This window comes from Pseudomonas sp. D4-21, from assembly GCF_051132125.1.
Taxonomy (GTDB): Bacteria; Pseudomonadota; Gammaproteobacteria; order Pseudomonadales; family Pseudomonadaceae; genus Aquipseudomonas.
Window position 1 is genome coordinate 4,302,802 of the sequence record NZ_CP071664.1, and the last position, 23,819, is coordinate 4,326,620.

22 protein-coding genes are annotated in these 23,819 nt (G+C 60.6%); 13 read left to right on the plus strand and 9 right to left on the minus strand.

Features of this window, described 5'->3' with window-relative positions; translation table 11 throughout:
* Nucleotides 1–66 precede the first annotated feature (66 nt).
* The gene (locus J3Q04_RS19190; protein ID WP_434609945.1) at nt 67–1,416 is read right to left on the minus strand and encodes a spinster family MFS transporter; all 1,350 of its coding nucleotides are present in this window, start codon (nt 1,414–1,416) and stop codon (nt 67–69) included.
* Between the two features lie 361 nt (nt 1,417–1,777).
* Here J3Q04_RS19190 and J3Q04_RS19195 point away from each other — a divergent pair, with 361 nt between their 5' ends.
* Nucleotides 1,778–3,952 (plus strand): hypothetical protein, encoded by a 2,175-nt coding sequence (locus tag J3Q04_RS19195; protein ID WP_434609943.1) that lies wholly within the window; start codon nt 1,778–1,780, stop codon nt 3,950–3,952.
* Nucleotides 3,953–4,239: 287 nt separating this feature from the next.
* On the opposite strand, the gene J3Q04_RS19200 is transcribed toward J3Q04_RS19195, so the two are convergent.
* On the minus strand, nt 4,240–4,545 hold the full coding sequence (locus J3Q04_RS19200; protein ID WP_264428324.1) for a DUF2288 domain-containing protein: 306 nt from the start codon (nt 4,543–4,545) through the stop codon (nt 4,240–4,242).
* A 42-nt stretch (nt 4,546–4,587) separates the two neighbouring features.
* Here J3Q04_RS19200 and J3Q04_RS19205 point away from each other — a divergent pair, with 42 nt between their 5' ends.
* From J3Q04_RS19205 to J3Q04_RS19230, 6 genes are all read left to right on the plus strand, one after another.
* Nucleotides 4,588–4,824: a hypothetical protein gene (locus J3Q04_RS19205; RefSeq protein WP_434562644.1), complete on the plus strand. Its 237-nt coding sequence runs from the start codon at nt 4,588–4,590 to the stop codon at nt 4,822–4,824.
* Nucleotides 4,825–4,884: 60 nt separating this feature from the next.
* The gene (locus J3Q04_RS19210; RefSeq protein WP_420764333.1) at nt 4,885–6,012 is read left to right on the plus strand and encodes a branched-chain amino acid ABC transporter substrate-binding protein; all 1,128 of its coding nucleotides are present in this window, start codon (nt 4,885–4,887) and stop codon (nt 6,010–6,012) included.
* 230 nt (nt 6,013–6,242) lie between these two features.
* A complete protein-coding gene (gene livH / locus J3Q04_RS19215) occupies nt 6,243–7,166 on the plus strand; it encodes a high-affinity branched-chain amino acid ABC transporter permease LivH (RefSeq protein WP_434609939.1) in 924 nt (307 codons plus the stop codon).
* The gene (locus J3Q04_RS19220) at nt 7,163–8,419 is read left to right on the plus strand and encodes a high-affinity branched-chain amino acid ABC transporter permease LivM (protein ID WP_420764331.1); all 1,257 of its coding nucleotides are present in this window, start codon (nt 7,163–7,165) and stop codon (nt 8,417–8,419) included. Before livH ends, J3Q04_RS19220 begins: the two co-directional genes overlap by 4 nt.
* Complete coding sequence (gene livG, locus J3Q04_RS19225) at nt 8,416–9,183, plus strand: high-affinity branched-chain amino acid ABC transporter ATP-binding protein LivG (protein WP_420764330.1); 768 nt, start codon at nt 8,416–8,418, stop codon at nt 9,181–9,183. The genes J3Q04_RS19220 and livG overlap by 4 nt, the downstream gene beginning before the upstream one ends.
* Complete coding sequence (locus tag J3Q04_RS19230) at nt 9,184–9,885, plus strand: ABC transporter ATP-binding protein (RefSeq protein WP_072409624.1); 702 nt, start codon at nt 9,184–9,186, stop codon at nt 9,883–9,885.
* A gap of 188 nt (nt 9,886–10,073) precedes the next feature.
* Here J3Q04_RS19230 and J3Q04_RS19235 read toward each other — a convergent pair whose 3' ends face one another.
* On the minus strand, nt 10,074–10,982 hold the full coding sequence (locus J3Q04_RS19235) for a LysR family transcriptional regulator (RefSeq protein WP_434562640.1): 909 nt from the start codon (nt 10,980–10,982) through the stop codon (nt 10,074–10,076).
* Between the two features lie 104 nt (nt 10,983–11,086).
* Here J3Q04_RS19235 and J3Q04_RS19240 point away from each other — a divergent pair, with 104 nt between their 5' ends.
* From J3Q04_RS19240 to J3Q04_RS19250, 3 genes are all read left to right on the plus strand, one after another.
* Entirely contained in the window at nt 11,087–11,686 is a 600-nt protein-coding gene (locus tag J3Q04_RS19240) for a short chain dehydrogenase (protein WP_434562638.1), read from the plus strand.
* Between the two features lie 59 nt (nt 11,687–11,745).
* The gene (locus J3Q04_RS19245) at nt 11,746–12,420 is read left to right on the plus strand and encodes a COG3650 family protein (protein ID WP_434611532.1); all 675 of its coding nucleotides are present in this window, start codon (nt 11,746–11,748) and stop codon (nt 12,418–12,420) included.
* Between the two features lie 109 nt (nt 12,421–12,529).
* Complete coding sequence (locus J3Q04_RS19250) at nt 12,530–14,143, plus strand: NAD(P)/FAD-dependent oxidoreductase (protein WP_434609935.1); 1,614 nt, start codon at nt 12,530–12,532, stop codon at nt 14,141–14,143.
* A 124-nt stretch (nt 14,144–14,267) separates the two neighbouring features.
* Here J3Q04_RS19250 and J3Q04_RS19255 read toward each other — a convergent pair whose 3' ends face one another.
* Entirely contained in the window at nt 14,268–15,362 is a 1,095-nt protein-coding gene (locus tag J3Q04_RS19255) for a PLP-dependent cysteine synthase family protein (protein WP_434609933.1), read from the minus strand.
* Nucleotides 15,363–15,625: 263 nt separating this feature from the next.
* Here J3Q04_RS19255 and nhaA point away from each other — a divergent pair, with 263 nt between their 5' ends.
* Entirely contained in the window at nt 15,626–16,813 is a 1,188-nt protein-coding gene (gene nhaA, locus J3Q04_RS19260) for a Na+/H+ antiporter NhaA (RefSeq protein ID WP_434609931.1), read from the plus strand.
* 201 nt (nt 16,814–17,014) lie between these two features.
* Here the strand turns inward: nhaA and J3Q04_RS19265 are convergent, their stop codons facing one another.
* The gene (locus J3Q04_RS19265) at nt 17,015–17,479 is read right to left on the minus strand and encodes a glycine zipper 2TM domain-containing protein (protein WP_024776354.1); all 465 of its coding nucleotides are present in this window, start codon (nt 17,477–17,479) and stop codon (nt 17,015–17,017) included.
* Between the two features lie 172 nt (nt 17,480–17,651).
* On the opposite strand from J3Q04_RS19265, the gene J3Q04_RS19270 reads away from it, so the two are divergent.
* A complete protein-coding gene (locus tag J3Q04_RS19270) occupies nt 17,652–17,933 on the plus strand; it encodes a hypothetical protein (protein ID WP_420764324.1) in 282 nt (93 codons plus the stop codon).
* On the opposite strand, the gene pdxH is transcribed toward J3Q04_RS19270, so the two are convergent.
* The 4 genes from pdxH to dinG form a co-directional block, all read right to left on the minus strand.
* Entirely contained in the window at nt 17,881–18,528 is a 648-nt protein-coding gene (gene pdxH, locus J3Q04_RS19275; protein ID WP_434609929.1) for a pyridoxamine 5'-phosphate oxidase, read from the minus strand. The two genes, J3Q04_RS19270 and pdxH, sit on opposite strands and share 53 nt — an antisense overlap.
* Nucleotides 18,529–18,552: 24 nt before the next feature.
* On the minus strand, nt 18,553–19,671 hold the full coding sequence (locus J3Q04_RS19280; protein ID WP_434609927.1) for an OmpA family protein: 1,119 nt from the start codon (nt 19,669–19,671) through the stop codon (nt 18,553–18,555).
* Nucleotides 19,672–19,789: 118 nt separating this feature from the next.
* Nucleotides 19,790–20,935, minus strand: coding sequence for a serine hydrolase domain-containing protein (locus J3Q04_RS19285; RefSeq protein ID WP_434609925.1), 1,146 nt, complete (start codon nt 20,933–20,935; stop codon nt 19,790–19,792).
* Between the two features lie 143 nt (nt 20,936–21,078).
* Entirely contained in the window at nt 21,079–23,223 is a 2,145-nt protein-coding gene (gene dinG / locus J3Q04_RS19290) for an ATP-dependent DNA helicase DinG (RefSeq protein WP_420764320.1), read from the minus strand.
* A gap of 98 nt (nt 23,224–23,321) precedes the next feature.
* Here dinG and J3Q04_RS19295 point away from each other — a divergent pair, with 98 nt between their 5' ends.
* Complete coding sequence (locus J3Q04_RS19295; protein WP_420764319.1) at nt 23,322–23,786, plus strand: CopD family protein; 465 nt, start codon at nt 23,322–23,324, stop codon at nt 23,784–23,786.
* Nucleotides 23,787–23,819 lie beyond the last annotated feature (33 nt).

Sequence of the window (23,819 nt, forward strand, 5' to 3'; positions counted from 1 at the left end):
GCTGCTCTGCAGCCCAGCGGGGATAAATCCCCTCGCCACAAAAGCTGTTTCGCCAGCAGTTTGATCTCAAGCTGTCGCCGCCACGCCCGCCGGCTCCACCACGACGCTCATCCCGTCCTTCATCCGCTTGGCATCGCGCACGAAGCAGCGAGACGCCAGGAACAGGAACACCATGGTCAGCAACAGCGCCACCGGGATCAGATACATCGCGTCATGCAGGCCGATGGCCTTGAAGGCTTCGGTCATTTGCGGGGCACCTGCTACAGCCATCGCCGTGTGGGCGAAGTAGTCGGACAAGCCGCCCACCACCACCGGCCCGAGGCCGCCGCCGAGCAGATACAGCCCGGCAAAATACAAGGCCATCGCCGTAGCACGCAGTCGCGGCTCCACCACGTCCTGGATCGCGGTATAGACGCAGGTGTAGAAGTTATAGGCAAACAACCAACCAACGCTGAACACGGCCACGAAAACACCGATCTCGATGCGCCCGGCATGGAGGGCCCACGCCGTGGTCACTGTCGAAATGGCCAGGCTGAACGCTGCCAACAACAGACGGCCGTTGGGCACGCGCTGGTGGATCTTGTCTGCGACCCAGCCGCCAAGGGTCAGCCCGAACAATCCGGTCACGCCCACCATGATGCCGGTCGCCACGGCCGCCTCGTGCAGCGGCATCCCGAAATACCGTTGCAGCATTGGCACCAGGAATGAGTTGCAGGCGTAGGTGGCGAAGTTGAAGCACAGCCCCGCCAGCACCAACCAGAGAAAGGTCGGAATCGCCAGCACCCGGCGAACCGGTTTATCAACCTTCTCTTGGGACACCTGCACGGTTTCCGCCGCGCCGCGCTTGGGTTCCTTGATGAAGAACATGAACACCGCCAGCACCAGCCCCGGCACCGCCGCGATGAAGAAAGGCGCACGCCAGCTGTCGAAGGCCTTGACCATCGCGCTGATGGTGAAGAACGCCAACAACAGGCCCAGCGGCAGCCCCAACATGAAGATGCCCATTGCCCGAGCCCGGCGGTGAGCCGGGAACAGATCGCCAATCAACGAATTGGCGGCCGGCGCATAGCTGGCCTCACCGATGCCCACGCCCATGCGCACCACCAGGAACGCCCAGAAACTGCCCACCAGGCCATTCACCGCGGTCAATCCGCTCCAGGCGGCCAGGCCCCAGCCCATCAACTTGCTGCGCGAACCGGTATCGGCCATGCGCCCCAGCGGCAAGCCCGCAATGGCGTAGACGATTGTGAACGCGGTGCCGATGATGCCGATCTGGAAGTCGCTGAGGCTCCACTCCATGCGGATCGGCTCGATGATGATCGCCGGGATGGTGCGATCGAAGAAGTTGAACAGGTTGGCCAGGAACAACAGGAACAGAATGCGCCAGGCATTCGCCGCTTGGGTCGAGTTCTGCATGGGTCCGTCTCTTTTTATTGTTGGGCGAGGCATCCGAGCCCGGAGTCTGCAATCTAGACAGCGGGACGCGAGCTGTCTCCAATCATTCGCATGGCTGATACCAAACCATGGCGCAGGGCGTGTTTCATTGCTTTGGTCAATTTGCTGCAACAACTGCCATCATTTTGCCTGCTCTTGATTAAAGAACCTCGCGCGATGGCCGATCCAACATGATCAGGAATAGATTCTCCCGAGCGCTGCTCAGGCTGCAGCCCTGAACGCTTGGGCCGACATTCGCGTTGCCATCAAAGGACGCGAGTTCCCATTCGCGATGGTTCGATGACATGTCGTCGATCCGACCAGTCCAGGCATACGGCGCACAATGACTTCCAAAAAAACAGCCACTGCGGTTTCCGATCTGACCTTGAGCCCAGCCGCCAACGGCCCTGAAACCTCGACGCTGTCGAGCAGCTCGCGATCCCTGGCTACCCAGCAATACCTGTATTTCACCGAGACCAACACCGACCGCATCCTCGACAACCTCGACGGCCTGCGCGATGCCGTGTTCCCCCGTCCGCCGCACCTGGTGGACGACGAGAGCGAACGTGGCCAGCAGGAGTTCCCATCGGTTTGCCTGATCGGCCTAGGTCGCTGCGGTTCCAACATCGCCCTGGACGTCGCGGAGCTGGTCTACAACGCCCGCAAGTTCTACCTCAACGAATTCAATGCCGAGGATAAAAACTACGGCGACAAAAGTTATCGCCCGGCGCAGTGGATGCGCAACCTGCGCCTGGGCAACAGCAAGGCAAGCAAACCGGTGTTCCTGGTGGAACCACTGGTCATGCTGGGAGACTTGGACAAGGACATCGCCGGGCGCATCCGTTTCTCGCGCAAAGGCGAGAAAAGCGGCTTCTTGCGCGACTACAGCAAGATGAAAATCATGGACCTGTCGGAAGTCCATGCTGGTGGCGCCGGCAACGCGCCGATCCTCGGCCAGTATCTGGCGAAGATCATCCTGAACAAGGACACCCAGCGTTTCTCCAGCCCCGACTGGAAGATGATTCACTCGTACCTGATCGACAGCTGCGGCATCAAGGCCAACCAGTCGCGCCTGTATTTTTCGATCTTCAGCGCCGGCGGCGGTACCGGTTCGGGCATGGCCTCGGAGTTTGGCCTGGCCCAGCAGTACTCCTACATGAACAAGACGTTCGACACCAAGCCGATGGACGAACACGATAGCAAGAGCGGTCACTCCTTCGTCTTCGAGCCGATTTTCACCAGCGGCATCTGTGTGCTGCCGAATATCTCCGACCACCGCAGCGAAATGTCCGAGGCTCTGCACATCAACGCCGGTCGGCTGTTGTGCAAATACCTCTCGGAAGAATGGGATTTCTCGTACAACTTCGCCAACGAAGACAGCAGCGAAGCCAGCGTCATGGGCCGCATCCATCCGTGGAACGCGATGATGTTGATCTCCAACGACATCATGCGCTACGCCGAAGAGAGTGATGACGGCAACATCCAGAACATTGATGTCAATGCCATGGAAAAGCACGCCAACCAGTACATTTCCCAGCAGATATTCAACATCCTGACGGCCCAGGCCGTGACCACCGACTACGACCAGAACTACTTCCGTCGCGCCGGCATCGACATTGGTGAAACCATTCGCCTGGACGCCAACGACCTGTTCATGAGCCTGGCCGGCCCGGTGGCGATTGCCTACGCCGAGTCCGTGGTCCCGGAAACCCCGGCGCCGAGCGGCGACAAGTTCAAGGTGTTCGAGAAAGAGCCACCGCGCTTGAACATCGATGACCTGTTCTTCCGTTCCATCGACCTGCCGCACTTCAACAAAGTCACCCAGGCCATCGAAGGCATCAGCCTGTTGCCCATCGAGTCCAAGCGCTACCGCGCCTCGCTGGAGCAGTACAAGAACTCCGGCTACGACGCCGCTGCGCTGCATGACCTGCACTTCTTCAAGAACTGCTCGTCGGTGGTATCGATCGTCTCGTTGCCCAAGGATTACAAGCTGTCCTACATGGACTTGAACCGGCTCAAGACCCACCTCAACAGCCTGTTCCCCAACACCACGCTCAAGCGCTACGCGTTGGTGATCGGCGCCTCGGCGAACCTGTCGCTGACCACGCTGATCGCCAAGAGCCCGTGCCTGTCGGACGACTTCCTGACCCTGATCGTGGCGTTTATCAAACGCTGCTTCGCCCGTACGCCGTACCGCTTCGATGAGACCCTGGACAACTCGATCCTGGACTTCATCATCAACGAAGAATTCGACGAGGCACGCATCGACGACCTGCTCAATGAATTCGAGAACCCGGCGAAAATCCTCGACACCAACTGGTACGCGATCAAGCCGATGTATGAAAAGAAATACCGCGAGCTGATCAGCGACAAGGAAAAATTCGTCTCGATCAACGACATCCGCCTGTCCCGCGACTGCGTGAAGAAGTCCATCAAGTACCTGCGCGAGATCTACCGTCATCGGATCGGCAAGACCAAGGTTATTTCGCTTAATAACCATACTGGCCGTACTTACTGAGGCTGGCTTGAACCGAGTCGCCCAAATCGCGAGCAGGCTCGCTCCCACAATGGGCCTGCGCTCAGAAATCCCCTTGTGGGAGCGAGCCTGCTCGCGAAGACGGCCTTGAATACAACACTGAAACAACATCCAGAAACAATTAAGCAGCCAAAAGGCTGCCCAATAAACTGTTCCCGTTACGTATACGTCACCCTGCCCTGTGGCGTTTCGCCACGGCAGGCTGTCATCTCGCTACTCACCTACACACTTTCAACCGAGCCAGGGAGCGAACCAAGTTGGTGCATCGATCAATTCGATGCCCTTTCCTGGATCATGATCCAAGGCGAAACCACCACCGCCCAGAGCTGCGGATCGCGCTCCAGAAAATCCAGCGCCCGCGTTTCAGACAGCTTGGCGACCTGCCCGGCGCCCAGCCAGGCGGCGACTTTGGTACCTTCGTCCTGGGCCACGGCCTCGGCGGCAGCGATCAGATCCAGTGCCGGATCGACCCACAATAGGGCACCCTTGGCAAAGAACGGCTCCAGCTCTTTCCAGGTGATGGATGCGGTTTCACCGAGCAATTTGGCATAGAGGGTGCTAGGTTCTTGATTCATGGGAGCTGTCCGGAAAAGAAATCGGCGCGAATGATAACGTCGGTGGTCTGGCAGAAAAACCCAGTTGCAATTGCAGCACCGATTGAAAAGCGCAGCAAAGCCAAGGATTGCCGATTTGACCGGACAACCCCCGCCGCGAATCTGTCTTTTTCTTTCAATAAAGCGACACCCTCAGGTTTTGCCCCCAAGCGCCAGCTTCCCTTGCCAACAATCGGCGCTCTACACTGTACCGGTACAGTTGCCGGGGGCATTTTCCGCGAGGATATCCAAGATATCTGACCCGGTTCTGCTGCTACGGCGCCAGGACTATAAAAACTACAACAGCATGAGTGGAGCACTATGACTAAGGCTACTAAGCAGATTTCCAAACTGTTTGCCGCTATGGTTCTGGCCGGGGTTGCCAGCCATTCGTTTGCCGCCGATACCATCAAGATCGGCATCGCCGGCCCGAAAACCGGCCCTGTAGCCCAATACGGCGACATGCAGTTCAGCGGCTCCAAGATGGCGATCGAGCAAATCAACGCCAAGGGCGGCGTCGACGGCAAGAAACTCGAAGCCGTTGAATACGACGACGCCTGCGATCCAAAACAAGCGGTCGCCGTCGCGAACAAGGTCGTCAACGACGGCGTCAAGTTCGTGATCGGCCACCTGTGCTCCAGCTCCACCCAGCCGGCTTCGGACATCTACGAAGACGAAGGCGTGATCATGATCACCCCAGCGGCCACCAGCCCGGACATCACCGCCCGTGGCTACAAGATGATCTTCCGCACCATCGGTCTGGACAGTGCCCAAGGCCCAGCGGCCGGCAACTACATCGCCGATCACGTCAAGCCGAAAATCGTTGCGGTCCTGCACGACAAGCAGCAGTACGGTGAAGGCATCGCCAGCGCGGTGAAAGCCACCCTCGAGAAGAAAGGCACCAAGGTTGCCGTGTTCGAAGGCGTCAACGCCGGCGACAAGGACTTCTCCGCGATCATCGCCAAGCTCAAGCAAGCCGGTGTCGACTTCGTTTACTACGGCGGTTACCACCCGGAGCTGGGCCTGATCCTGCGCCAGGCCCAGGAAAAGGGCCTGAAAGCCCGCTTCATGGGTCCGGAAGGCGTGGGCAACGATTCGATCACCCAGATCGCCAAGGATGCTTCCGAAGGCCTGCTGGTGACCCTGCCGAAGTCCTTCGACCAGGATCCGGCCAACGTTGCATTGGCTGACGCGTTCAAAGCGAAGAAGGAAGACCCGAGCGGCCCGTTCGTGTTCCCGTCCTACTCCGCAGTGACCGTGATTGCCGAAGGCATCAAGGCGGCCAAGTCCGAAGACGCGACCAAAGTGGCTGAAGCCATCCACGCCGGCACTTTCAAGACGCCGACCGGTGACCTGAGCTTCGATGAAAAGGGCGACCTGAAAGACTTCAAATTCGTGGTTTACGAGTGGCACAACGGCAAACCTAAAACTGAAGTTTCGCCTCAGTAAGGCGCTGCCTCACTGACTGCCAATAAAGCCCACGGCGTGCCGTGGGCTTTGTTTTACGAATGTATGGGCCGCGCTGGCGTGATCCGCCAGTCTCCCCACCTGAAAATCTCAAAACCGTCATCAGCGGTTCGCTGGCAAAACCCGGATTCGAAGTGGATAGAGATCCACGGGGCCGGGCGGGAAAATGACTCCACCAGTGAAATGCGTATCAGGTTTTTAGGAGCGCTGTAATGCCTGACATCTATCACTTCTTCCAACAGCTGGTTAACGGCCTTAACGTTGGCAGCATGTATGCCCTGATCGCCATCGGCTACACGATGGTTTACGGCATCATTGGAATGATCAACTTCGCCCACGGCGAGGTGTACATGATCGGCTCCTACGTGGCGTTCATCGCCATTGCCGGGCTGACCATGATGGGACTCGACAGTGTCCCGCTGTTGATGACCGCGGCTTTTATCGCGAGCATCGTGGTCACCAGTTCCTATGGCTACAGCATCGAACGGATCGCCTATCGCCCCTTGCGCGGCAGCAACCGTCTTATCCCGCTGATTTCCGCCATTGGTATGTCGATTTTCCTGCAGAACACCGTTCTGCTGGCGCAAGACTCCAAGGACAAAGCAATCCCCAACCTGATCCCTGGCAACTTCGCCTTCGGTCCGGGTGGCGCACAAGAAGTGCTGATTTCCTACATGCAGATCGTGGTGTTCGTCGTCACTGTGATCGCCATGCTCGGCCTGACCCTGTTCATCTCCCGTTCTCGCCTGGGCCGCGCCTGCCGCGCCTGTGCCGAGGACATCAAGATGGCCAACCTGCTCGGCATCAACACCAACAACATCATCGCCCTGACTTTTGTCATTGGTGCTGCGCTGGCAGCCGTTGCGGCTGTTCTGCTGAGCATGCAATACGGCGTGATCAACCCGAACGCTGGTTTCCTCGTCGGCCTCAAGGCCTTCACCGCTGCGGTATTGGGCGGCATCGGCAGCATTCCCGGAGCCATGCTCGGTGGATTGGTGCTGGGGGTGGCGGAAGCCTTTGGCGCCGATATCTTCGGCGACCAGTACAAGGACGTCGTTGCATTCGGCTTGTTGGTTCTGGTGCTGTTGTTCCGTCCGACCGGCATTCTGGGCCGTCCGGAGGTTGAGAAAGTATGACTAGGAATCTTAAACAGGCACTGTTCAGTGCCTTGCTGGTCTGGGCCGTGGCCTACCCGGTACTCGGTCTGAAACTGACCATCGTCGGTATCAACCTGGAGGTGCACAACACCAGCCCTGCGGTGCTTGCGACCATCGCGATCTGCTCGGTGCTGATGTTCCTGCGCGTGCTGTTCAACCAGCAAATCAGCAAGGCCTGGCGCTCCTCCCCGGGCCTGCCGCTGATCCCGGCCAAGGCCAGCAACTTCCTGACCCTGCCAACGACTCAGCGCTATTTCATCATCGCCCTCATCATCGTCGCGCTGGTATGGCCGTTCTTCGGCTCGCGCGGCGCGGTGGACATCGCTACGCTGATCCTGATCTACGTGATGCTCGGCCTGGGCCTGAACATCGTGGTAGGCCTGGCCGGCCTGCTGGACCTGGGTTACGTCGGCTTCTATGCCGTCGGCGCCTACAGCTACGCGCTGCTGTCCCACTACTTCGGCCTGAGCTTCTGGATCTGCCTGCCGATCGCCGGGCTGATGGCTGCCACCTTCGGTTTCCTGCTGGGTTTCCCGGTCCTGCGCTTGCGTGGTGACTATCTGGCGATCGTGACCCTGGGTTTCGGTGAGATCATCCGGCTGTTCCTGCGTAACATGACCGACATCACCGGTGGTCCGAACGGCATCAGCAATATCGAGAAGCCGACGTTCTTCGGCCTGACCTTCGAGCGCAAGGCCGCCGAAGGCTTGCAGACCTTCCACGAGTACTTCGGCCTGCAATACAACTCGATCAACAAGGTGATCTTCCTGTACCTGGTTGCCCTGTTGCTGGCACTGGCGGCACTGTTTGTCATCAATCGCCTGCTGCGCATGCCGATCGGCCGTGCGTGGGAAGCGCTGCGTGAAGACGAAATCGCCTGCCGCGCGCTGGGTCTCAACCCAACCGTGATCAAACTGTCGGCCTTTACCCTCGGTGCTGCGTTCGCCGGTTTCGCCGGTAGCTTCTTCGCGGCTCGCCAGGGCCTGGTGACGCCCGAATCGTTCACCTTCATCGAGTCGGCGATCATCCTCGCCATCGTCGTGCTGGGCGGGATGGGCTCGCAGCTGGGCGTGATCCTGGCTGCGATCGTGATGATCCTGCTGCCTGAAATGATGCGTGAATTCAGTGAATACCGCATGTTGATGTTCGGCGCCTTGATGGTGCTGATGATGATCTGGCGTCCTCAAGGTCTGCTGCCTATGCAACGCCCACACATGGAGCTGCGCAAATGAGCCGCGAGATCCTCAAAGTTGAAAACTTGAGCATGCGCTTCGGCGGCTTGCTTGCGGTCAACGGCGTGGCCCTGACCGTGAAAGAGAAACAGGTGGTTGCCCTGATCGGGCCGAACGGCGCGGGCAAGACCACAGTGTTCAACTGCCTGACCGGCTTCTACCAGCCCACCGGCGGCACCATCCTGCTGGACGGCGAGCCGATCCAGGGCCTGGCCGGCCATCACATCGCTCGCAAGGGCGTGGTGCGGACCTTCCAGAACGTGCGGCTGTTCAAGGACATGACGGCGGTCGAGAACCTGTTGATCGCCCAGCACCGTCACCTGAACACCAACTTCTTCGCGGGCCTGTTCAAGACCCCGGCGTTCCGCAAGAGCGAACGCGAGGCGATGGAGTACGCCGCGTACTGGCTGGACAAGGTCAACCTCACCGAGTTCGCCAACCGTACCGCCGGCACCCTGGCCTACGGTCAGCAACGGCGCCTGGAAATCGCCCGCTGCATGATGACCCGCCCGCGGATCCTCATGCTCGACGAACCGGCCGCCGGCCTGAACCCGAAGGAAACCGAAGACCTGAAGGCGCTCATCAGCGTGTTGCGCGAGGAGCACAACGTCACCGTCCTGCTGATCGAGCACGATATGAAGCTGGTCATGAGCATTTCCGACCACATCGTCGTGATCAACCAGGGCACGCCGCTGGCCGACGGTACGCCGGAACAGATCCGCGATAATCCCGAAGTGATCAAAGCCTACCTGGGGGAAGCGTAAATGCTGCAATTCGAAAACGTTTCCACCTTCTACGGCAAGATCCAGGCGCTTCACAGCGTCAACGTCGAGGTCCGCCAGGGCGAAATCGTCACGCTGATCGGCGCCAACGGTGCTGGCAAATCGACGCTGCTGATGACCCTCTGCGGTTCGCCCCAGGCCCACAGCGGCAGCATCCGCTACATGGGCGAGGAACTGGTGGGCCAGGAGTCGGCGCAGATCATGCGCAAGAGCATCGCTGTGGTGCCTGAAGGCCGTCGGGTATTTGCCCGGCTGACCGTGGAAGAAAACCTCGCCATGGGCGGGTTCTTCACCGACAAGGGCGACTATCAGGAACAGATGGACAAGGTGCTGCACCTTTTCCCACGCCTGAAAGAGCGTTTTACCCAGCGCGGCGGCACCATGTCCGGTGGCGAACAGCAAATGCTCGCCATCGGCCGTGCGCTGATGAGCAAGCCCAAGCTGCTGCTGCTCGACGAGCCTTCCCTGGGCCTGGCACCGATCATCATCCAGCAGATCTTCGACATCATCGAACAGCTGCGCAAGGATGGCGTGACGGTGTTCCTGGTGGAGCAGAACGCCAACCAAGCGCTGAAAATCGCCGACCGGGCGTACGTGTTGGAGAACGGTCGCGTGGTGATGCAAGGCACCGGTGAAGCGCTGCTGACCGACCCGAAAGTGCGCGAGGCGTACCTGGGCGGCTGAGGCTGTCACCAAGAAAAAAACGGCCTTCGGGCCGTTTTTTTTTATCTGGATGCGCACGCCCCCGTGGCGAGGGAGCTTGCTCCCGCTGGGCCGGTCCGACGCCTCGGGCGTAGCGGCCCCCAGTTCTTGCGGTCGATACGCAACCGAGCGGGAGCAAGCTCCCTCGCCACGGGTATAGCGTCTTCACTCTACAACCGATCCAACGCCTCCCCACTGCGCTTGAACCATTCAATCAAATAATCAGCCAGCACCTGGGTACGCTTGGGCAACCCACCCTGATAAGGATGCACCAGGTACATCGGCATGCGCCGGGTCTGGAAATCGCGCAACAGCCAACGCAGGCGTCCGTCCGCCAGCTCTTCATGGAGCAAATACGATGGCAAACGGGCGATACCCGCGTCGGCCAAGGCGGCTTTTTTCAACAGGCTGTAATGGTTACTGGCGAACGGCCCGGACACTCGCACCCGCAACAATTCGTGCTGCTGGTGATACAGCCACTCTTCCCGACCACTGTAGTGGCTGTTGAGCAGGCACTTGTGCTCCACCAAGGCGTGGGGGGACTCGGGTTCGCCGTAGCGTTCCAGGTAGGCCGGGCTGGCGCAGGTCATTTCATGCCAGGCCAGCAACGGTCGAGCCACCAACCGCTCATCGACCGCCGCATCCGAACGAATCGCCAAATCGAAGCCATCGCGGGTTAAATCGCGGTAACCATTGTTGAGCTCCAGCTCAATCTGCACGTCGGGATAGGCACAGGCAAATTCCGTAAGCAATCCCTCGAAGAACGTTTCGCCCAACGAAACCGGAACCGTCATGCGCACCGGCCCGGAAATTTCGCCCTTCAAGCGCGCCAACGCCTGACGCGCCCTTTCCACCTGGACCAACAATGCCTGGGCCTGGGGCAACAGCGCAGCGCCCGCCGCCGTCAGGCTAAGGCGTCGTGTCGTGCGCTGGAGCAGCAGCACCGAAAACCGCTCTTCCAACAGACTGATGCGCTTGGACAGTTGCCCCTTGCTGCACCCCAGCTGCTGCGCCGCCAAGGTGAAACTCCCAGCCTCCACCAGCACTGCGAACGCTGCGAGGTCATCTATCTCGCTCACTGGATTGTTTCCAATTGAAAACCAAAGGTTTCCTATTAGCACGATTATCCCGAAGAAAATCCAGCCTAGACTGCAACCTCGTTCAAACCAATGAGGAACAGCCCATGAAAATCCTGTTGATCGGCGCCAACGGCACCATCGGTTCGGCCATCGATAATGAATTATCGCCCCGCCACGAAATCGTACGCATCGGCCGCCATAGCGGTGACGTACAAGTCGATATCAGCGACAGCGCCTCGATCCGCGCCTTGTTTGAAAAGACCGGCCGCTTCGACGCGCTGGTCTGTGCCGCGGGCAATGTCACCTTCGCACCTCTGGGCGACATGACCGAAGACAGCTTTGCCCTAGGCCTGAAGGACAAACTGATGGGCCAGGTCAATCTGCTGCTGATCGGCCGCGAGTTCGCCAACGACGGTGCATCCTTTACCTTCACCACTGGCGTACTTAGCCACGACCCCATCAAGAGCGGCGCTTCGGCGGCACTGGTGAACGGCGCCCTCGACAGTTTCGTGCGCGCGGCGGCAATCGAATTGCCGCGCGGGCTACGGGTCAATTCGGTAAGCCCGAACGTGCTTTTGGAAGCCATGGACAACTATGCGCCGTACTTCCGTGGCTATAAGCCCGTTCCTGCGGCGGAAGTGGCGTTGGCCTACGCGAAGAGTGTCGAAGGCCTGCAAACCGGCCAGACCTTTCACGTGGGCTGACCCCTTGTGATAGAGGGACAGTCTGAGTAACGTGGCGGCACTTGTCTGGAGACCCAATGATGCGTGCCGCTCGTTCCCTGCTGTTTGTCGCCCTCCTCCCGCTTTTCGCCGGCTGCCAGCTGCTCGAAGCCCCGCGCCAGAGCGCGCCCCATGCGGGGCAAACACGTATGCAAGGCGAACTGACAGCCGCGGACGGCAAGTTGATGTTCCAGCCGTGCCAGGAACAGCGCCGCTACATGGTCAATGACGCCGGCGGCACCAGCGTCCTGCAACAAGCCGCCACCCTGGCGGATGATAGCGGCAAGTTGTTCGCCGACCTGCGCGGCCGCATCGTTTCCAGCGCATCGGCCGGTGCCGACAGCCAGCTGGACGTTGGCCAGCTCTATCGCCTGGAACCTTCGGGGACCGCGTGCGGCGACGCAGACTTCAAGCGCGTGATTCTGCGTGCAACGGGCCACAGCCCTGAATGGACCCTCACGGCCAGCGGCAAGGGCCTGGTGCTGGATCGGGTAGGTCAGCCGCCACTGGCGGTGCCCTATGTCGAGGAGCAATTGGGTGATGGCCGGTTCAACCTCGGTACCGAAGCCAATGGCCAGAAAGTCGAGCTATGGGTCACCCCGGCTCGCTGTGTCGACAGCGCCAGCGGCAGCGTGCAACACATGAGCGCCGAATTGCGGATCAACGGCCAGGTCCAGCGCGGATGTGCCTATTTCGGTGGCGCACGGGACGACTGACTTGTCGCCAGTCTGTTTTAACCTCACGGGTAGCAGGGAATGCAGCTTATAATCGCCGGTTTGAAGCACGCCCTGGCGCAGTTGTGCGCCCCGCGAACCGGATCCTGTCATGTTACGAATCACCGAACTCAAGCTGCCGATCGACCATCCCGAAGAAGACCTGCGTCCCGCCATCGTGCAACGCCTGGGCATCGCCAGCGATGACCTGCTCGACTTCACCTTGTTCAAGCGCAGCTATGACGCACGCAAGAAATCTTCCGAGCTGTGCTTCATTTACACCATCGACCTGACGGTGCGCGATGAAGCCAGCGTGCTGCGCAAGTTCGCTGATGACCGTAACGTCAACGAAGCGCCGGACGTCAGCTACAAAGTGGTTGGCCAGGCGCCGGCCGACCTGGGCGAACGGCCGATCGTGGTCGGCTTCGGCCCGTGCGGCATTTTCGCCGCCATGTTGCTCGCGCAGATGGGCTTCAAGCCGATCATCCTCGAGCGCGGCCCGGAGGTGCGCCAGCGCACCAAGGACACTTGGGGCCTGTGGCGCAAAAGCGTGCTCAACCCTGAATCCAACGTGCAATTCGGCGAGGGCGGTGCGGGGACATTCTCCGACGGCAAGCTCTACAGCCAGATCAAGGACCCTAAATTCCTTGGGCGCAAGGTCCTGCACGAGTTCGTCAAGGCCGGGGCGCCCGAAGAAATCCTCTACGTCAGCAAGCCACACATCGGTACGTTCCGCCTGACAGGCGTCGTGGAAAACATGCGTGAGCAGATTCGCGCGCTGGGCGGCGAAGTGCGCTTCGGGCAGCGAGTCACCGATGTGCTGATCGAAGACGGCCAATTGGTCGGTGTCGAGTTGGCCAGCGGTGAACAGATCCATTCCAAACACGTGATCCTTGCCCTGGGCCACAGCGCCCGGGACACGTTCCGCATGCTCCACAGCCGTGGCGTGTACATGGAAGCGAAGCCGTTTTCGGTGGGTTTCCGCATCGAACACCCGCAATCACTGATCGACAGTGCACGCCTGGGCAAGTACGCCGGCCATCCGAAGCTCGGCGCGGCCGACTACAAACTGGTGCACCACGCCAAGAACGGCCGTTCGGTGTACAGCTTCTGCATGTGCCCGGGCGGTACAGTGGTGGCGGCGACTTCCGAGCCGAACCGGGTCGTGACCAACGGCATGAGCCAGTATTCACGTAACGAGCGCAACGCCAACTCCGGCATCGTTGTCGGCATTAGCCCGGAAGTGGATTACCCGGGGGGCCCGCTGGCGGGAATCGAGTTGCAGGAGCGCCTGGAGTCCCACGCCTTCGTACTTGGCGGCAGCAACTATGAGGCCCCCGCGCAACTGGTGGGCGATTTCATCGCCGGCAAGCCTTCGACGGCGCTGGGCAGCGTTGAACCGTCCTACAAACCGGGGGTTGCCTTGGGCGACCTGGCCCTGGCCCTGCCGGATTTCGCCATCGAAGCCATTCGTGAAGCGTTACCGGCGTTCGAGAAACAGATCCGTGGCTATTCGCTGCACGATGCAGTGCTCACCGGCATCGAGACGCGCACCTCGTCACCGCTGCGCATCACGCGAAACGAAACGCTGCAAAGCCTGAATGTGAAGGGCTTGTTCCCCGCTGGGGAAGGCGCCGGTTACGCAGGCGGCATCCTGTCGGCGGCCGTGGATGGAATCCGGATTGCCGAGGCGGTGGCGCGGGATATGCTCGGCCTCGAAGCCTGACATTCATCCCGGTGTGAGCGAGCTTGCTCGCGGTGGCGGTGGATCAGCCAGCATTTGTGTTGAATGTTGATCCGCTATCGCGAACAGGCTCGCTCCCACAAGGGATCTCAGCGTGTTCAAGAACTCAGATGTTAGCCCGCAACACACTCTCCGGCAGCGCTTCTCCGCGTTCCGCACACGCAGCCACCGCATCGATCAACCCACTCAACTCATACCCCTGCTGCTTGAGCCACGCCGGATCATAATAAGTCGTGGCATAACGCTCCCCGCCGTCGCAAAGAATGGCCACGATCGACCCTGACTCACCAGCATCCACCATCCCCTTCGCGGCGATCAGCGCGCCGATCAGGTTGGTACCGCTGGACCCACCTACCCGTCGCCCCAACCGCTGGGCCAGGTAATGCATGGCCGCGAGAGACAAGGCGTCCGGGACCTTGACCATCGCATCGATGACCGTGGGCAGGAACGACGCTTCGACCCGTGGTCGGCCGATGCCTTCGATCCGCGAGCCGCAATCCAGGCGCAGGCTGGCGTCGCCGCTGCGGTAGTAATCGAAGAATACCGAGCGCTCGGCGTCGGCACACAGCACACGGGTACAGTGCTGGCGGTAACGCACATAACGTCCCAGGGTGGCGGTCGTGCCACCGGTTCCGGGGCTGGAAATCAGCCAGGTCGGTTCCGGATGCTGCTCAAAACGCATCTGCTGGAAGATCGACTCGGCGATGTTGTTGTTGGCGCGCCAGTCCGTAGCGCGCTCGGCGTAGGTGAATTGGTCGATGAAATGGCCGTCATGCTCCCGCGCCAAGCGTTCGGACTCGGCGTAGATCTGCGTAGGATCATCCACCAAATGGCTCTGGCCGCCATAAAAGGCGATCTGTGCGATTTTTTCCCGAGAGGTCGTCGCCGGCATCACCGCAATGAATGGCAGGCCCAGCAACCGGGCGAAGTAGGCCTCGGAAATTGCCGTCGATCCGCTGGAGGCTTCGATCACCGGCGCCCCCGGCTTGAGCCAGCCGTTGCACAACGCATAGAGGAAAAGCGAACGAGCCAATCGATGCTTGAGGCTTCCAGTGGGATGGCTGGACTCATCCTTGAAGTACAGCTCAATGCCCGGCAACCCCGGCAACGGCAGTGGGATCAAGTGCGTATCGGCGCTGCGCTGGAAGTCCGCCTCGATGATACGGATGGCTTCACGCGCCCACTGGCGGTGGTCGTTCATGGTGTTTTCTCGCTGGATCGGTACGACGCAGGCAGACCGATAGCCACGGGGCACGATCTGGTTCGGAAATACGAGACGCAAGCTTAGGAAAAAACCGACATCGCGCACAGGTACAGCTAAGGTCCAATATGCCCGTCAACTGCCCGGCAGCAATACAGGCGCTGTAACAGCATATAACAAAAAAGAATATAACTTTTGTTTTAACAACTAAGGGTACGGGTTAGGGTGTCCCTATCTTTGGATCCGATGAATGGAGAGCAGTCTTGGCTCTACGTAGCTCTATGACACGTTTTTTCCAACTGGAAGCGGCAAGCGGCCTTTTGTTGATCGCGGCCGCTGTGCTGGCCCTGGTGATCAACAATTCGCCGCTGGACTGGCTTTATAACGGCTTGCTGGAGACTCCGGTGGTGGCTCAGGTCGGCGCCTTGCAGATCGCCAAGCCCTTGCTGCTGTGGATCAACGACGGCCTGATGGCTATGTTCTTCCTGCTCATCGGCCTTGAGGTCAAGCGGGAGGTCCTCGACGGGCAATTGTCCAAACCATCGCAGATTGTCCTGCCGGGCGCTGCAGCCGTCGGCGGCATGCTGGTGCCGGCGCTCATCTACTGGTTCCTCAACCGCGACAACCCAGCCGCACTGGCCGGCTGGGCGATCCCGACGGCCACCGATATTGCCTTCGCCCTGGGCGTGCTGGCCTTGCTGGGCAAGCGAGTGCCGGTGTCGCTCAAGCTGTTCCTGATGACGCTGGCGATCATTGATGACCTGGGCGCCATTATCATCATTGCGATCTTCTACTCTGGCGACCTGTCGACCCTGTCATTGGGGCTGGCTGCGGCCTGCATCGCGGCATTGGTGGCAATGAACCGCATGGGCGTGGTCAAACTCGGCCCCTACATGGTGGTCGGGCTGATTCTGTGGGTTTGCGTGCTCAAGAGCGGTGTCCATGCCACCCTGGCGGGTGTCACCCTGGCCTTCTGCATTCCACTGCGCACGAAAAACGCTGAAACGTCGCCATTACTGACCCTCGAACATGCGCTTCATCCCTGGGTGGCGTATGGCATCCTGCCGCTGTTCGCCTTCGCCAACGCGGGTCTGTCGTTGAGCGGCGTCACCGTCGAAAGTTTTACTCACCACGTGCCGATGGGCATCGCGGTCGGGCTGTTGCTGGGCAAGGCAGTCGGTGTGTTCGGCCTGACCTGGCTCGCGGTGAAAGTCGGCATTGCCAGCCTTCCCGCCGGGGCGAACTGGGGGCAGATACTGGGGGTGGCGATTCTCTGCGGGATCGGTTTCACGATGAGCCTGTTCGTGGGTTCCCTGGCGTTCGCACCGGGTGCAAGTGAGTATGCAGGAATGGACCGGATGGGGATTCTTACCGGGTCGATCCTGGCGGCGGTAATTGGGTATGGGGTTACGGCGATGGCGAGTCGCAAGCCCGTTTCGCAGCATTCATGACGTGTTGAGCGGGCCGTACAGCGGGGCACTCATCCAGCGTTTTCATAGCTGAACCAGCGCCTATCGCGAGCAAGCTCGCTCCCACGGTTTTTTCGGCGGACGCACCATTCGGTGTATACCCCGATCCACTGTGGGAGCGAGCTTGCTCGCGAAGAGGCCAGTTCATTCAACGTTATCAGCGGCGTTCGCGATCAAAGCCACTTAGTGGGAAACGCGACTGGTTCCACCGACAGTAGAAATCCGCACCCGCTCGCCCACGCGGAACACTTCATTCTCCTGAACCTGTTGAACATAGGCACGCATGCTGCCGTCGTCTTCACGAACCGTGATTTCAACACCCTGGGTACGGGTCAGGCCTTCTTCAGTGGCCGAACCGATCAAGCCGCCAGCCACCGCGCCGATTACGGCGGCAACGATGCTGCCACGGCCACCACCGATCGCGCTGCCACCCACGCCGCCTACTACAGCACCCGCCGCACCGCCGATAGGCGTCTTGGTGCCTTCGATCTTGACCGGACGCAGGGATTCAATAGTGCCCATGCGAATCGTCTGAACGCGACGCGCTTCGTCACGGGAGTAGGAGTCACCGGTCAGGCTCGACTGACAGCCAGTGAGCAACATCGCCATCGTGGAAAAGGAAGCAACCAGCAAAACAGACTTACGCATAGCATCAAACTCCAAAAGACAGGGATCCATTAAACTCCCCGGCTTGACACCTGTCACGGCCTCGCCGGGATAAAATTGTTTTCATTCAGGTGGGATACAGCCGCACCCGAGAAAATTCATCAAACATCAGCGCCAAATTCAGTCAGCGGCGTTACCGCTCCAAGGACTCTCCATGGATTACTTCATCATAGTCGCTACCACCCTAGCCGGCCTGTACTTCCACTGGTGGCTGTACGTACGCATCAAACGCTGGATGGATCGAGACCTGGCGCTGTCATTGGCGGGGCAGGATGAACCGAAAAAACACTACATGCTGCAACAACTGGCTCGCGCCCGCGAACAAGGCGTCAAGCGACGGGACCTGCCGCAGTGGCTCCAGGCGGCAGCGGCAGGTTACCCCATCAAGGCGCCAGGCGCTCGCGAGTCCAATCCGCCCCTTGCAGGCGGTAGTTGAGACGATCATGCAGGCGACTGGGGCGCCCCTGCCAGAACTCGATGCGCTCGGGCAGCAAGCGGTAGCCGCCCCAGTGCTCGGGACAATGGGGTTGGCTGTCGCTGAAACGCTGCTCAGTGGCCTTGAGCAAGTCTTCCAGCTCGCCGCGCCCGGCAATCACCCGGCTCTGGGGAGAGGCCCAGGCACCAAGGCGGCTGCCCAGCGGTCGGACCTGGTAATAAGCGTCCGACTCCTGCGAAGTGACTTTCACTACCTTGCCTTCGATACGCACCTGACGCTCCAGTGTCGGCCAGAAAAACGTCATGGCCGCGTACGGATTCGCAGCCAGTTGCTGGCCTTTGGCGCTGTCGTAGTTGGTGAAGAAAGTAAAGCCCTGGGCATCCAGGCCCTTCAGTAGCAGGATCCGGCAATGAGGCCGGCCGTCAGCGTCCACTGTTGCCAGGGTCATGGCATTGGCTTCCACCGGAGCCTGTTCGGTTTTCACCGCGTCGGCGAACCATTGGTGGAACAACGCGAACGGCTCGGCCGGGGCTTGCGCCTCGGTCAGGCCATCGCGGGTGTAGTCACGGCGCATATCAGCCAGCGCTTGGGTCATGGCGCGTTCCTTGTGATCAGCCAATCACTGTTTTTTGGAGGAGTCGGCGGCAGCAACTTTTTTTCCGTCAGCCGCGGCCTTGGCCGGTTCAGGTTTTTTCGCCGGAGTCGCCTTCTTGGCCGGGGCTTTTTTTGCCGGGGCCTTTGCAGGAGCCTTCTTGGCTGCGGCTTTCTTGGTTGCCGGCGTGGCGGATTTTTTCGCCGCCGGGGCCGGGGCAGGTGCCGCGGGCTTGACGTCCTGGGCAGCCACCATGGTCACCGGCGCAGGGGTCGGCATGTTATACTTGCTCAACAACGCGACCATGGTATTGGCGGGCGTGACCAGCAATTCGACACGACGGTTCAAAGCCCGACCCTCGACGCTATCGTTGGCCGCACGTGGCGCCACCGAGCCCATCCCGCGCAGCATCAGGCGATCACGCTGCAAGCCACTGAGCCGGAAGATCGCCGCGACGGATTGGGCGCGTTCCTGGCTGAGCTTCAGATTCGCCGGCGCCGCGCCCGACGTATCGGCGTGACCGAGGATCAGCACCGCGGTTTTCGGATCGGCCTCTAGAATCTTGGCGACGCGAGTGAACGGGCCGAGTGTCACCGGCAGCAGCATGGCCGGACGGTCCGGGTTGAACGAGCCGTCCACGGGAGCGGTAACCACCAGCACATTATCGCGGCGCTCCAGCTCAAGCTTGCTGTCCTTGATGGCGGTACGCAGCTTTGGCTCATAGTCGTCGAGCCAGGCCTGAGTGACTTTCGGGTCGGGCATCGGCACTGCCTTCGCGGTCTCCTGCTCTTTGCCGCCGAACGGCCACCACCACTTGCCACTGCTCTCGGCTTGGGCCTTGGCGACGGTAGCCGGCGCCTTGGTTTCAGGCTTGGCGACAGGTTTCGCTTCTTCTTTCTTGGCGACATCGGCGCCATCGTCGGAGGAGAACGGCCACCACCAATGCGTGGCCCCCTCTGCCTTGGCTTGCGGCGCCACGGCGGCGGGTTTCAGGGGAGCCGGCGGGACCGGCTCCTTGGCCGCGACCTTGTCGGAGGACCCGAACGGCCACCAGCCACCGCCGCCCTCGGCATCATTTTGTGGGTTTTGTGCGCAACCGGTGATAGCGAAGCACAGCGCCAGAGCGAGGGTTTTGTTCGATGACATTGGATATCCACAAAATGATCTGAAGTAAAAAACGAAGGCCATGTTCCGGCCGCATAAACAGTCGCTTGGAAAGCGAAAACAACACCTTGTTCCTTTACCCACTACCGCCAATGGCGTTTTATAGACAAGTGGCAAGCACCCGTGCAAGGTTCTGGGCACGTGGGTCCATCAAGACATAGGGCCCGAGGGTATTGGTCACGAACCCGAACGCAACGTCATGCTCAGGATCGGCGAAACCGATGGAGCCCCCGGCTCCGGGATGACCAAACGCCCGCGGCCCCAGGCCGTAGGTCGCATTGGCCACATCCGGTTGATCCAGCATGCAACCCAGGCCGAAACGGGTCTGGGTCAACAATGTCTTGTCCTCGCCGAAACTGTGCTGGCGAGTCAGTTCGTCGAGCATTTCACCTTCCAGCAAGCTTCCGTCCAGCAGGCCGGCGTAGAACCCGGCGAGACTGCGGGCGTTGCCGTGACCGTTGGCAGCCGGTTGCTGCATCCGCCGCCATTCCGGCTTGTTGGTGCTGGTCATGATCGATGGAGGGTTGGTGAAGGCCCGGGTGGTCATGGCCGTCGGTTCGCGCATCGTGACCTGCAACAGACGCTGGGCCGCTGCGTCGCCAACGTTGCCTTTGCCGCGGGCAATATGCGCCACGCGATGAAACTCTTCGTCGGCCAGGCCAACGTGGAAATCCAGTCCCAGGGGTTTGGCAACCCGGGCCACGATGGACTCGCCTGGCCCACGGCCATCGACCCTGCGCAACAATTCGCCCACCAACCAGCCGTACGTGATCGCGGCATAGCCGTGGCCCTCGCCCGGGGTCCACCAAGGCGTCTCGGCAGCCAGTGCATCGACCATGGTCTGCCAATCGTAAAGTGCCGCGGGGGCCATCAACTCCCTCAATGCGGGAAGTCCGGCCTGATGGCAGAGCAACTGGCGCAGGGTGACGGATTGCTTGCCCGCCGCCGCAAACTCAGGCCAATAGCGAGCGACCGGCGCGTCCAGTTGCAACTTGCCTTCGGCGACCAATTGCAAGGCGGCAACGGCGGTGAATGTCTTGGTGCAAGAAAACAGATTGGCGATGGTGTCGCAGTGCCAAGCCTCATGGCCATCCTTGTCGGCTGTGCCGGCCCAGAGGTCGACGACCGTGCGGCCCCCGACCTGGATGCACAACGCCGCGCCGCGCTCCTGCGGATCGTCGAACAGTGCCGCGAACGCTTCACGCACTGCTTCGAACTGAAGTTCGTAATGGCCTTGAATTTGCACCCGCAACTCCTTTGAAACACACGCTTTTTTTCAGCTGGCTGGCATTGTTTCAGTCATTGATGTTTTTGTGAACCTTCGCGAGACGGCTGGTTAAGCGCAGTCTTGTGTGGCGAGGGAGCAAGCCCCCTCGCCACACAAGACCGTCAGGAAATCTCCCGCCGAAACGGTGGCAGCGCGTTGAGGATGGCCTTGCCATAACGTTGGGTCACCAGCCTGCGGTCGAGCAAAGTGATGGTGCCGCGGTCTTCCTCGGTGCGCAGCAAGCGACCGCAGGCCTGGACCAGTTTCAGCGAGGCGTCCGGCACGGAGATTTCCATGAACGGATTGCCACCCCGGGCTTCGATCCATTCGGCCAGCGCGGCTTCAACCGGGTCGTCCGGGACCGAAAACGGTATCTTTGCGATCACCACGTGCTCGCAATAGGCGCCGGGCAAGTCGACGCCTTCGGCAAAACTTGCCAGGCCGAACAGTACGCTGGAGTCGCCGCCATCGACCCGCGCCTTGTGTTTGTTCAGGGTCTCCTGCTTCGACAGATTGCCCTGGATGAACACTTGCTTGCGCCAGTCACGGTCGAGACCGTCGAACACGTCCTGCATCTGCTTGCGTGAAGAAAAAAGCACGAGGGTGCCACGGGAACCTTCCACCAGGTCCGGCAAGTCACGGATGATCGCCGCGGTGTGGGCCGCGGCGTCCCGTGGGTCGGCCTTGAGGTCGGGGACTCGCAACACGCCGGCGTCGGCATGGTGGAATGGGCTCGGGACCACGGCCGTCACGGCGATTTTCGGCAAGCCGGCGCGCATACGGAAACGGTCGAACGTACCCAGGGCGGTCAGTGTGGCGGACGTCACCAGCGCGCCGTAGGCAACGTTCCACAGGTTGCGCCGCAGCATGTCCGCCGCCAGGATCGGGCTGGCATTGACCTCGATGTCGAACAGCGAACCGCTCTCGGCCAGGGTCAACCAGCGCGCCATCGGAGGGTTGTCTTCCGGGTCTTCGGTGGTGAAAGCCGTCCACAGCTCCCAATTGCCTTGCGAGCGGGACAGCAAGCTGCCGAACAGCGGATACCATTCCTCGGCCTGGTTGCTGGCGATCCCGATGTTCACCTCGCCATCCATGCCTTCCTTGAGCAAGTCGGTCAGGCGTGTGAACAAATCCGTCAGGCGCGCGAAGCCCTTCTTGAGCTCGATGCCCATCTCGCGCATATGCTCGGGGATGATCCCGCCGACAAACCGATGGCGAGGCCGCTCGCGGCCCTCTACATCTTCGCCTGGCTTGAAATCAGCCACCTGTTCGCATGCGGTGAACATGAACTGCTGGTTCGTCTTGATCTCACGCGCGAGCTCGGGCACCTGTTCGATGAATTTGCCCAGGTCGCCCGGCAGTGGGTGCTGAGCCAACAGCTTGGTCAGGTTCTTCGCCGTGGTTTCCAGCCAGTCGGCGGTGGAGCGCAGCCGCGTGTAATGGGCGAAATGGCCGATGGCCTTGTCCGGCAGATGATGGCCTTCGTCGAACACGTAGATGGTGTCGCGCGGGTCCGGCAACACCGCACCACCGCCCAGGGCCAGGTCGGCCAGGACCATGTCGTGGTTGGTGACGATCACGTCGACCTTGCCCATGCCTTCGCGCGCCTTGTAGAAAGCACACTGGCCGAAGTTGGGGCAGTGACGATTGGTGCACTGGCTGTGATCCGTGGTCAGGCGCGACCAGTCGGCGTCTTCCAGGGCCGTTGACCAGCTGTCGCGGTCACCGTCCCACTTATTGCCGGCCAGTTTTTCAATCATGCTGGTAAACAGCTTCTGGCTCGCCTCGTCGACTTCGATCTTGAAGCCTTCCTCTTCGAACAACTGCGCGGTGGCGGTCTGGGCGTGGCCTTCCTGCAGCAACATGTCGAGCTTGGACAGGCACATATAGCGCCCGCGGCCCTTGGCCAGGGCGAAGGTAAAATTCAGCCCGCTGTTGCGCATCAGGTCGGGCAGGTCCTTGTAGACGATCTGCTCCTGCAGGGCGACGGTGGCTGTGGCGATCACCAGCCGCTTGCCGGCAGCCTTGGCGCTCGGAATCGCCGCCAGGCTGTAGGCCACGGTCTTGCCGGTACCGGTGCCGGCCTCGACCGCCACGACGGCCGGCTCGCCACTGCGCCGACCTTCGTCATCGGTGTCGATGTCGCCCAGGACTTTTGCCACTTCGGCAATCATCAGGCGCTGGCCATATCGCGGCTTGAGGCTCTTGGCTTCGAGAAAACGCGAGTAGGCGCCCTGGATCGTGGTTTTGAGTTCGGTGCTGATCATGAATGTCGGGCGCAAAAAACGCTGGATAAATTTTCAGTGGTTCGGATCGGCGGCTATCATACCCCGCTAATGAATCTCGCGCAGAACGGAGTGACCCAATGACACCCTTTGCCCTCGTCTACACCCTGCATTTACTGGCGGCCCTGATCTGGGTCGGCGGCATGTTTTTCGCCTGGATGATCCTGCGTCCCGCCGCAATGACGGCGCTTGAAGGCCCCGCCCGGCTAAAACTATGGGTAGAAGTGTTTCAGCGTTTTTTTGTCTGGGTCTGGGTGGCGGTGGTGCTTTTGCCGATCAGCGGCGTGGGCCTGATCCACCTGCGCTTCACCGGCTTCGAAACCGCGCCACGTTATGTGCAGGTGATGATGGGGCTGTATATCGTGATGACGGCACTGTTCATCCGCATTCAGGGCCTGCAACTGCCTGCATTGCGCACCGCCGTGACGGCCCAGGACTGGCCGACTGGCGCAGCGATGCTGGGCAAGATACGCCGCTTGGTGGGCATCAATCTGTTGATCGGGTTGCTGGTGGTGGCGATAGGCGCGGCGCGGCCGATGTTTTGATATCGCATCAAACCCAGTGGGAACTCGCTCCCT

Bases quoted from the DNA above. Each gene is read 5' to 3' on its own strand.
- J3Q04_RS19190 (WP_434609945.1), bottom strand. From the start codon at position 1,416: ATGCAGAACTCGACCCAAGCGGCGAATGCCTGGCGCATTCTGTTCCTG.
- J3Q04_RS19195 (WP_434609943.1), top strand. From the start codon at position 1,778: ATGACTTCCAAAAAAACAGCCACTGCGGTTTCCGATCTGACCTTGAGC.
- J3Q04_RS19200 (WP_264428324.1), bottom strand. From the start codon at position 4,545: ATGAATCAAGAACCTAGCACCCTCTATGCCAAATTGCTCGGTGAAACC.
- J3Q04_RS19210 (WP_420764333.1), top strand. From the start codon at position 4,885: ATGACTAAGGCTACTAAGCAGATTTCCAAACTGTTTGCCGCTATGGTT.
- livH (WP_434609939.1), top strand. From the start codon at position 6,243: ATGCCTGACATCTATCACTTCTTCCAACAGCTGGTTAACGGCCTTAAC.
- J3Q04_RS19220 (WP_420764331.1), top strand. From the start codon at position 7,163: ATGACTAGGAATCTTAAACAGGCACTGTTCAGTGCCTTGCTGGTCTGG.
- livG (WP_420764330.1), top strand. From the start codon at position 8,416: ATGAGCCGCGAGATCCTCAAAGTTGAAAACTTGAGCATGCGCTTCGGC.
- J3Q04_RS19230 (WP_072409624.1), top strand. From the start codon at position 9,184: ATGCTGCAATTCGAAAACGTTTCCACCTTCTACGGCAAGATCCAGGCG.
- J3Q04_RS19240 (WP_434562638.1), top strand. From the start codon at position 11,087: ATGAAAATCCTGTTGATCGGCGCCAACGGCACCATCGGTTCGGCCATC.
- J3Q04_RS19245 (WP_434611532.1), top strand. From the start codon at position 11,746: ATGCGTGCCGCTCGTTCCCTGCTGTTTGTCGCCCTCCTCCCGCTTTTC.
- J3Q04_RS19250 (WP_434609935.1), top strand. From the start codon at position 12,530: ATGTTACGAATCACCGAACTCAAGCTGCCGATCGACCATCCCGAAGAA.
- J3Q04_RS19255 (WP_434609933.1), bottom strand. From the start codon at position 15,362: ATGAACGACCACCGCCAGTGGGCGCGTGAAGCCATCCGTATCATCGAG.
- J3Q04_RS19265 (WP_024776354.1), bottom strand. From the start codon at position 17,479: ATGCGTAAGTCTGTTTTGCTGGTTGCTTCCTTTTCCACGATGGCGATG.
- J3Q04_RS19270 (WP_420764324.1), top strand. From the start codon at position 17,652: ATGGATTACTTCATCATAGTCGCTACCACCCTAGCCGGCCTGTACTTC.
- pdxH (WP_434609929.1), bottom strand. From the start codon at position 18,528: ATGACCCAAGCGCTGGCTGATATGCGCCGTGACTACACCCGCGATGGC.
- J3Q04_RS19280 (WP_434609927.1), bottom strand. From the start codon at position 19,671: ATGTCATCGAACAAAACCCTCGCTCTGGCGCTGTGCTTCGCTATCACC.
- dinG (WP_420764320.1), bottom strand. From the start codon at position 23,223: ATGATCAGCACCGAACTCAAAACCACGATCCAGGGCGCCTACTCGCGT.
- J3Q04_RS19295 (WP_420764319.1), top strand. From the start codon at position 23,322: ATGACACCCTTTGCCCTCGTCTACACCCTGCATTTACTGGCGGCCCTG.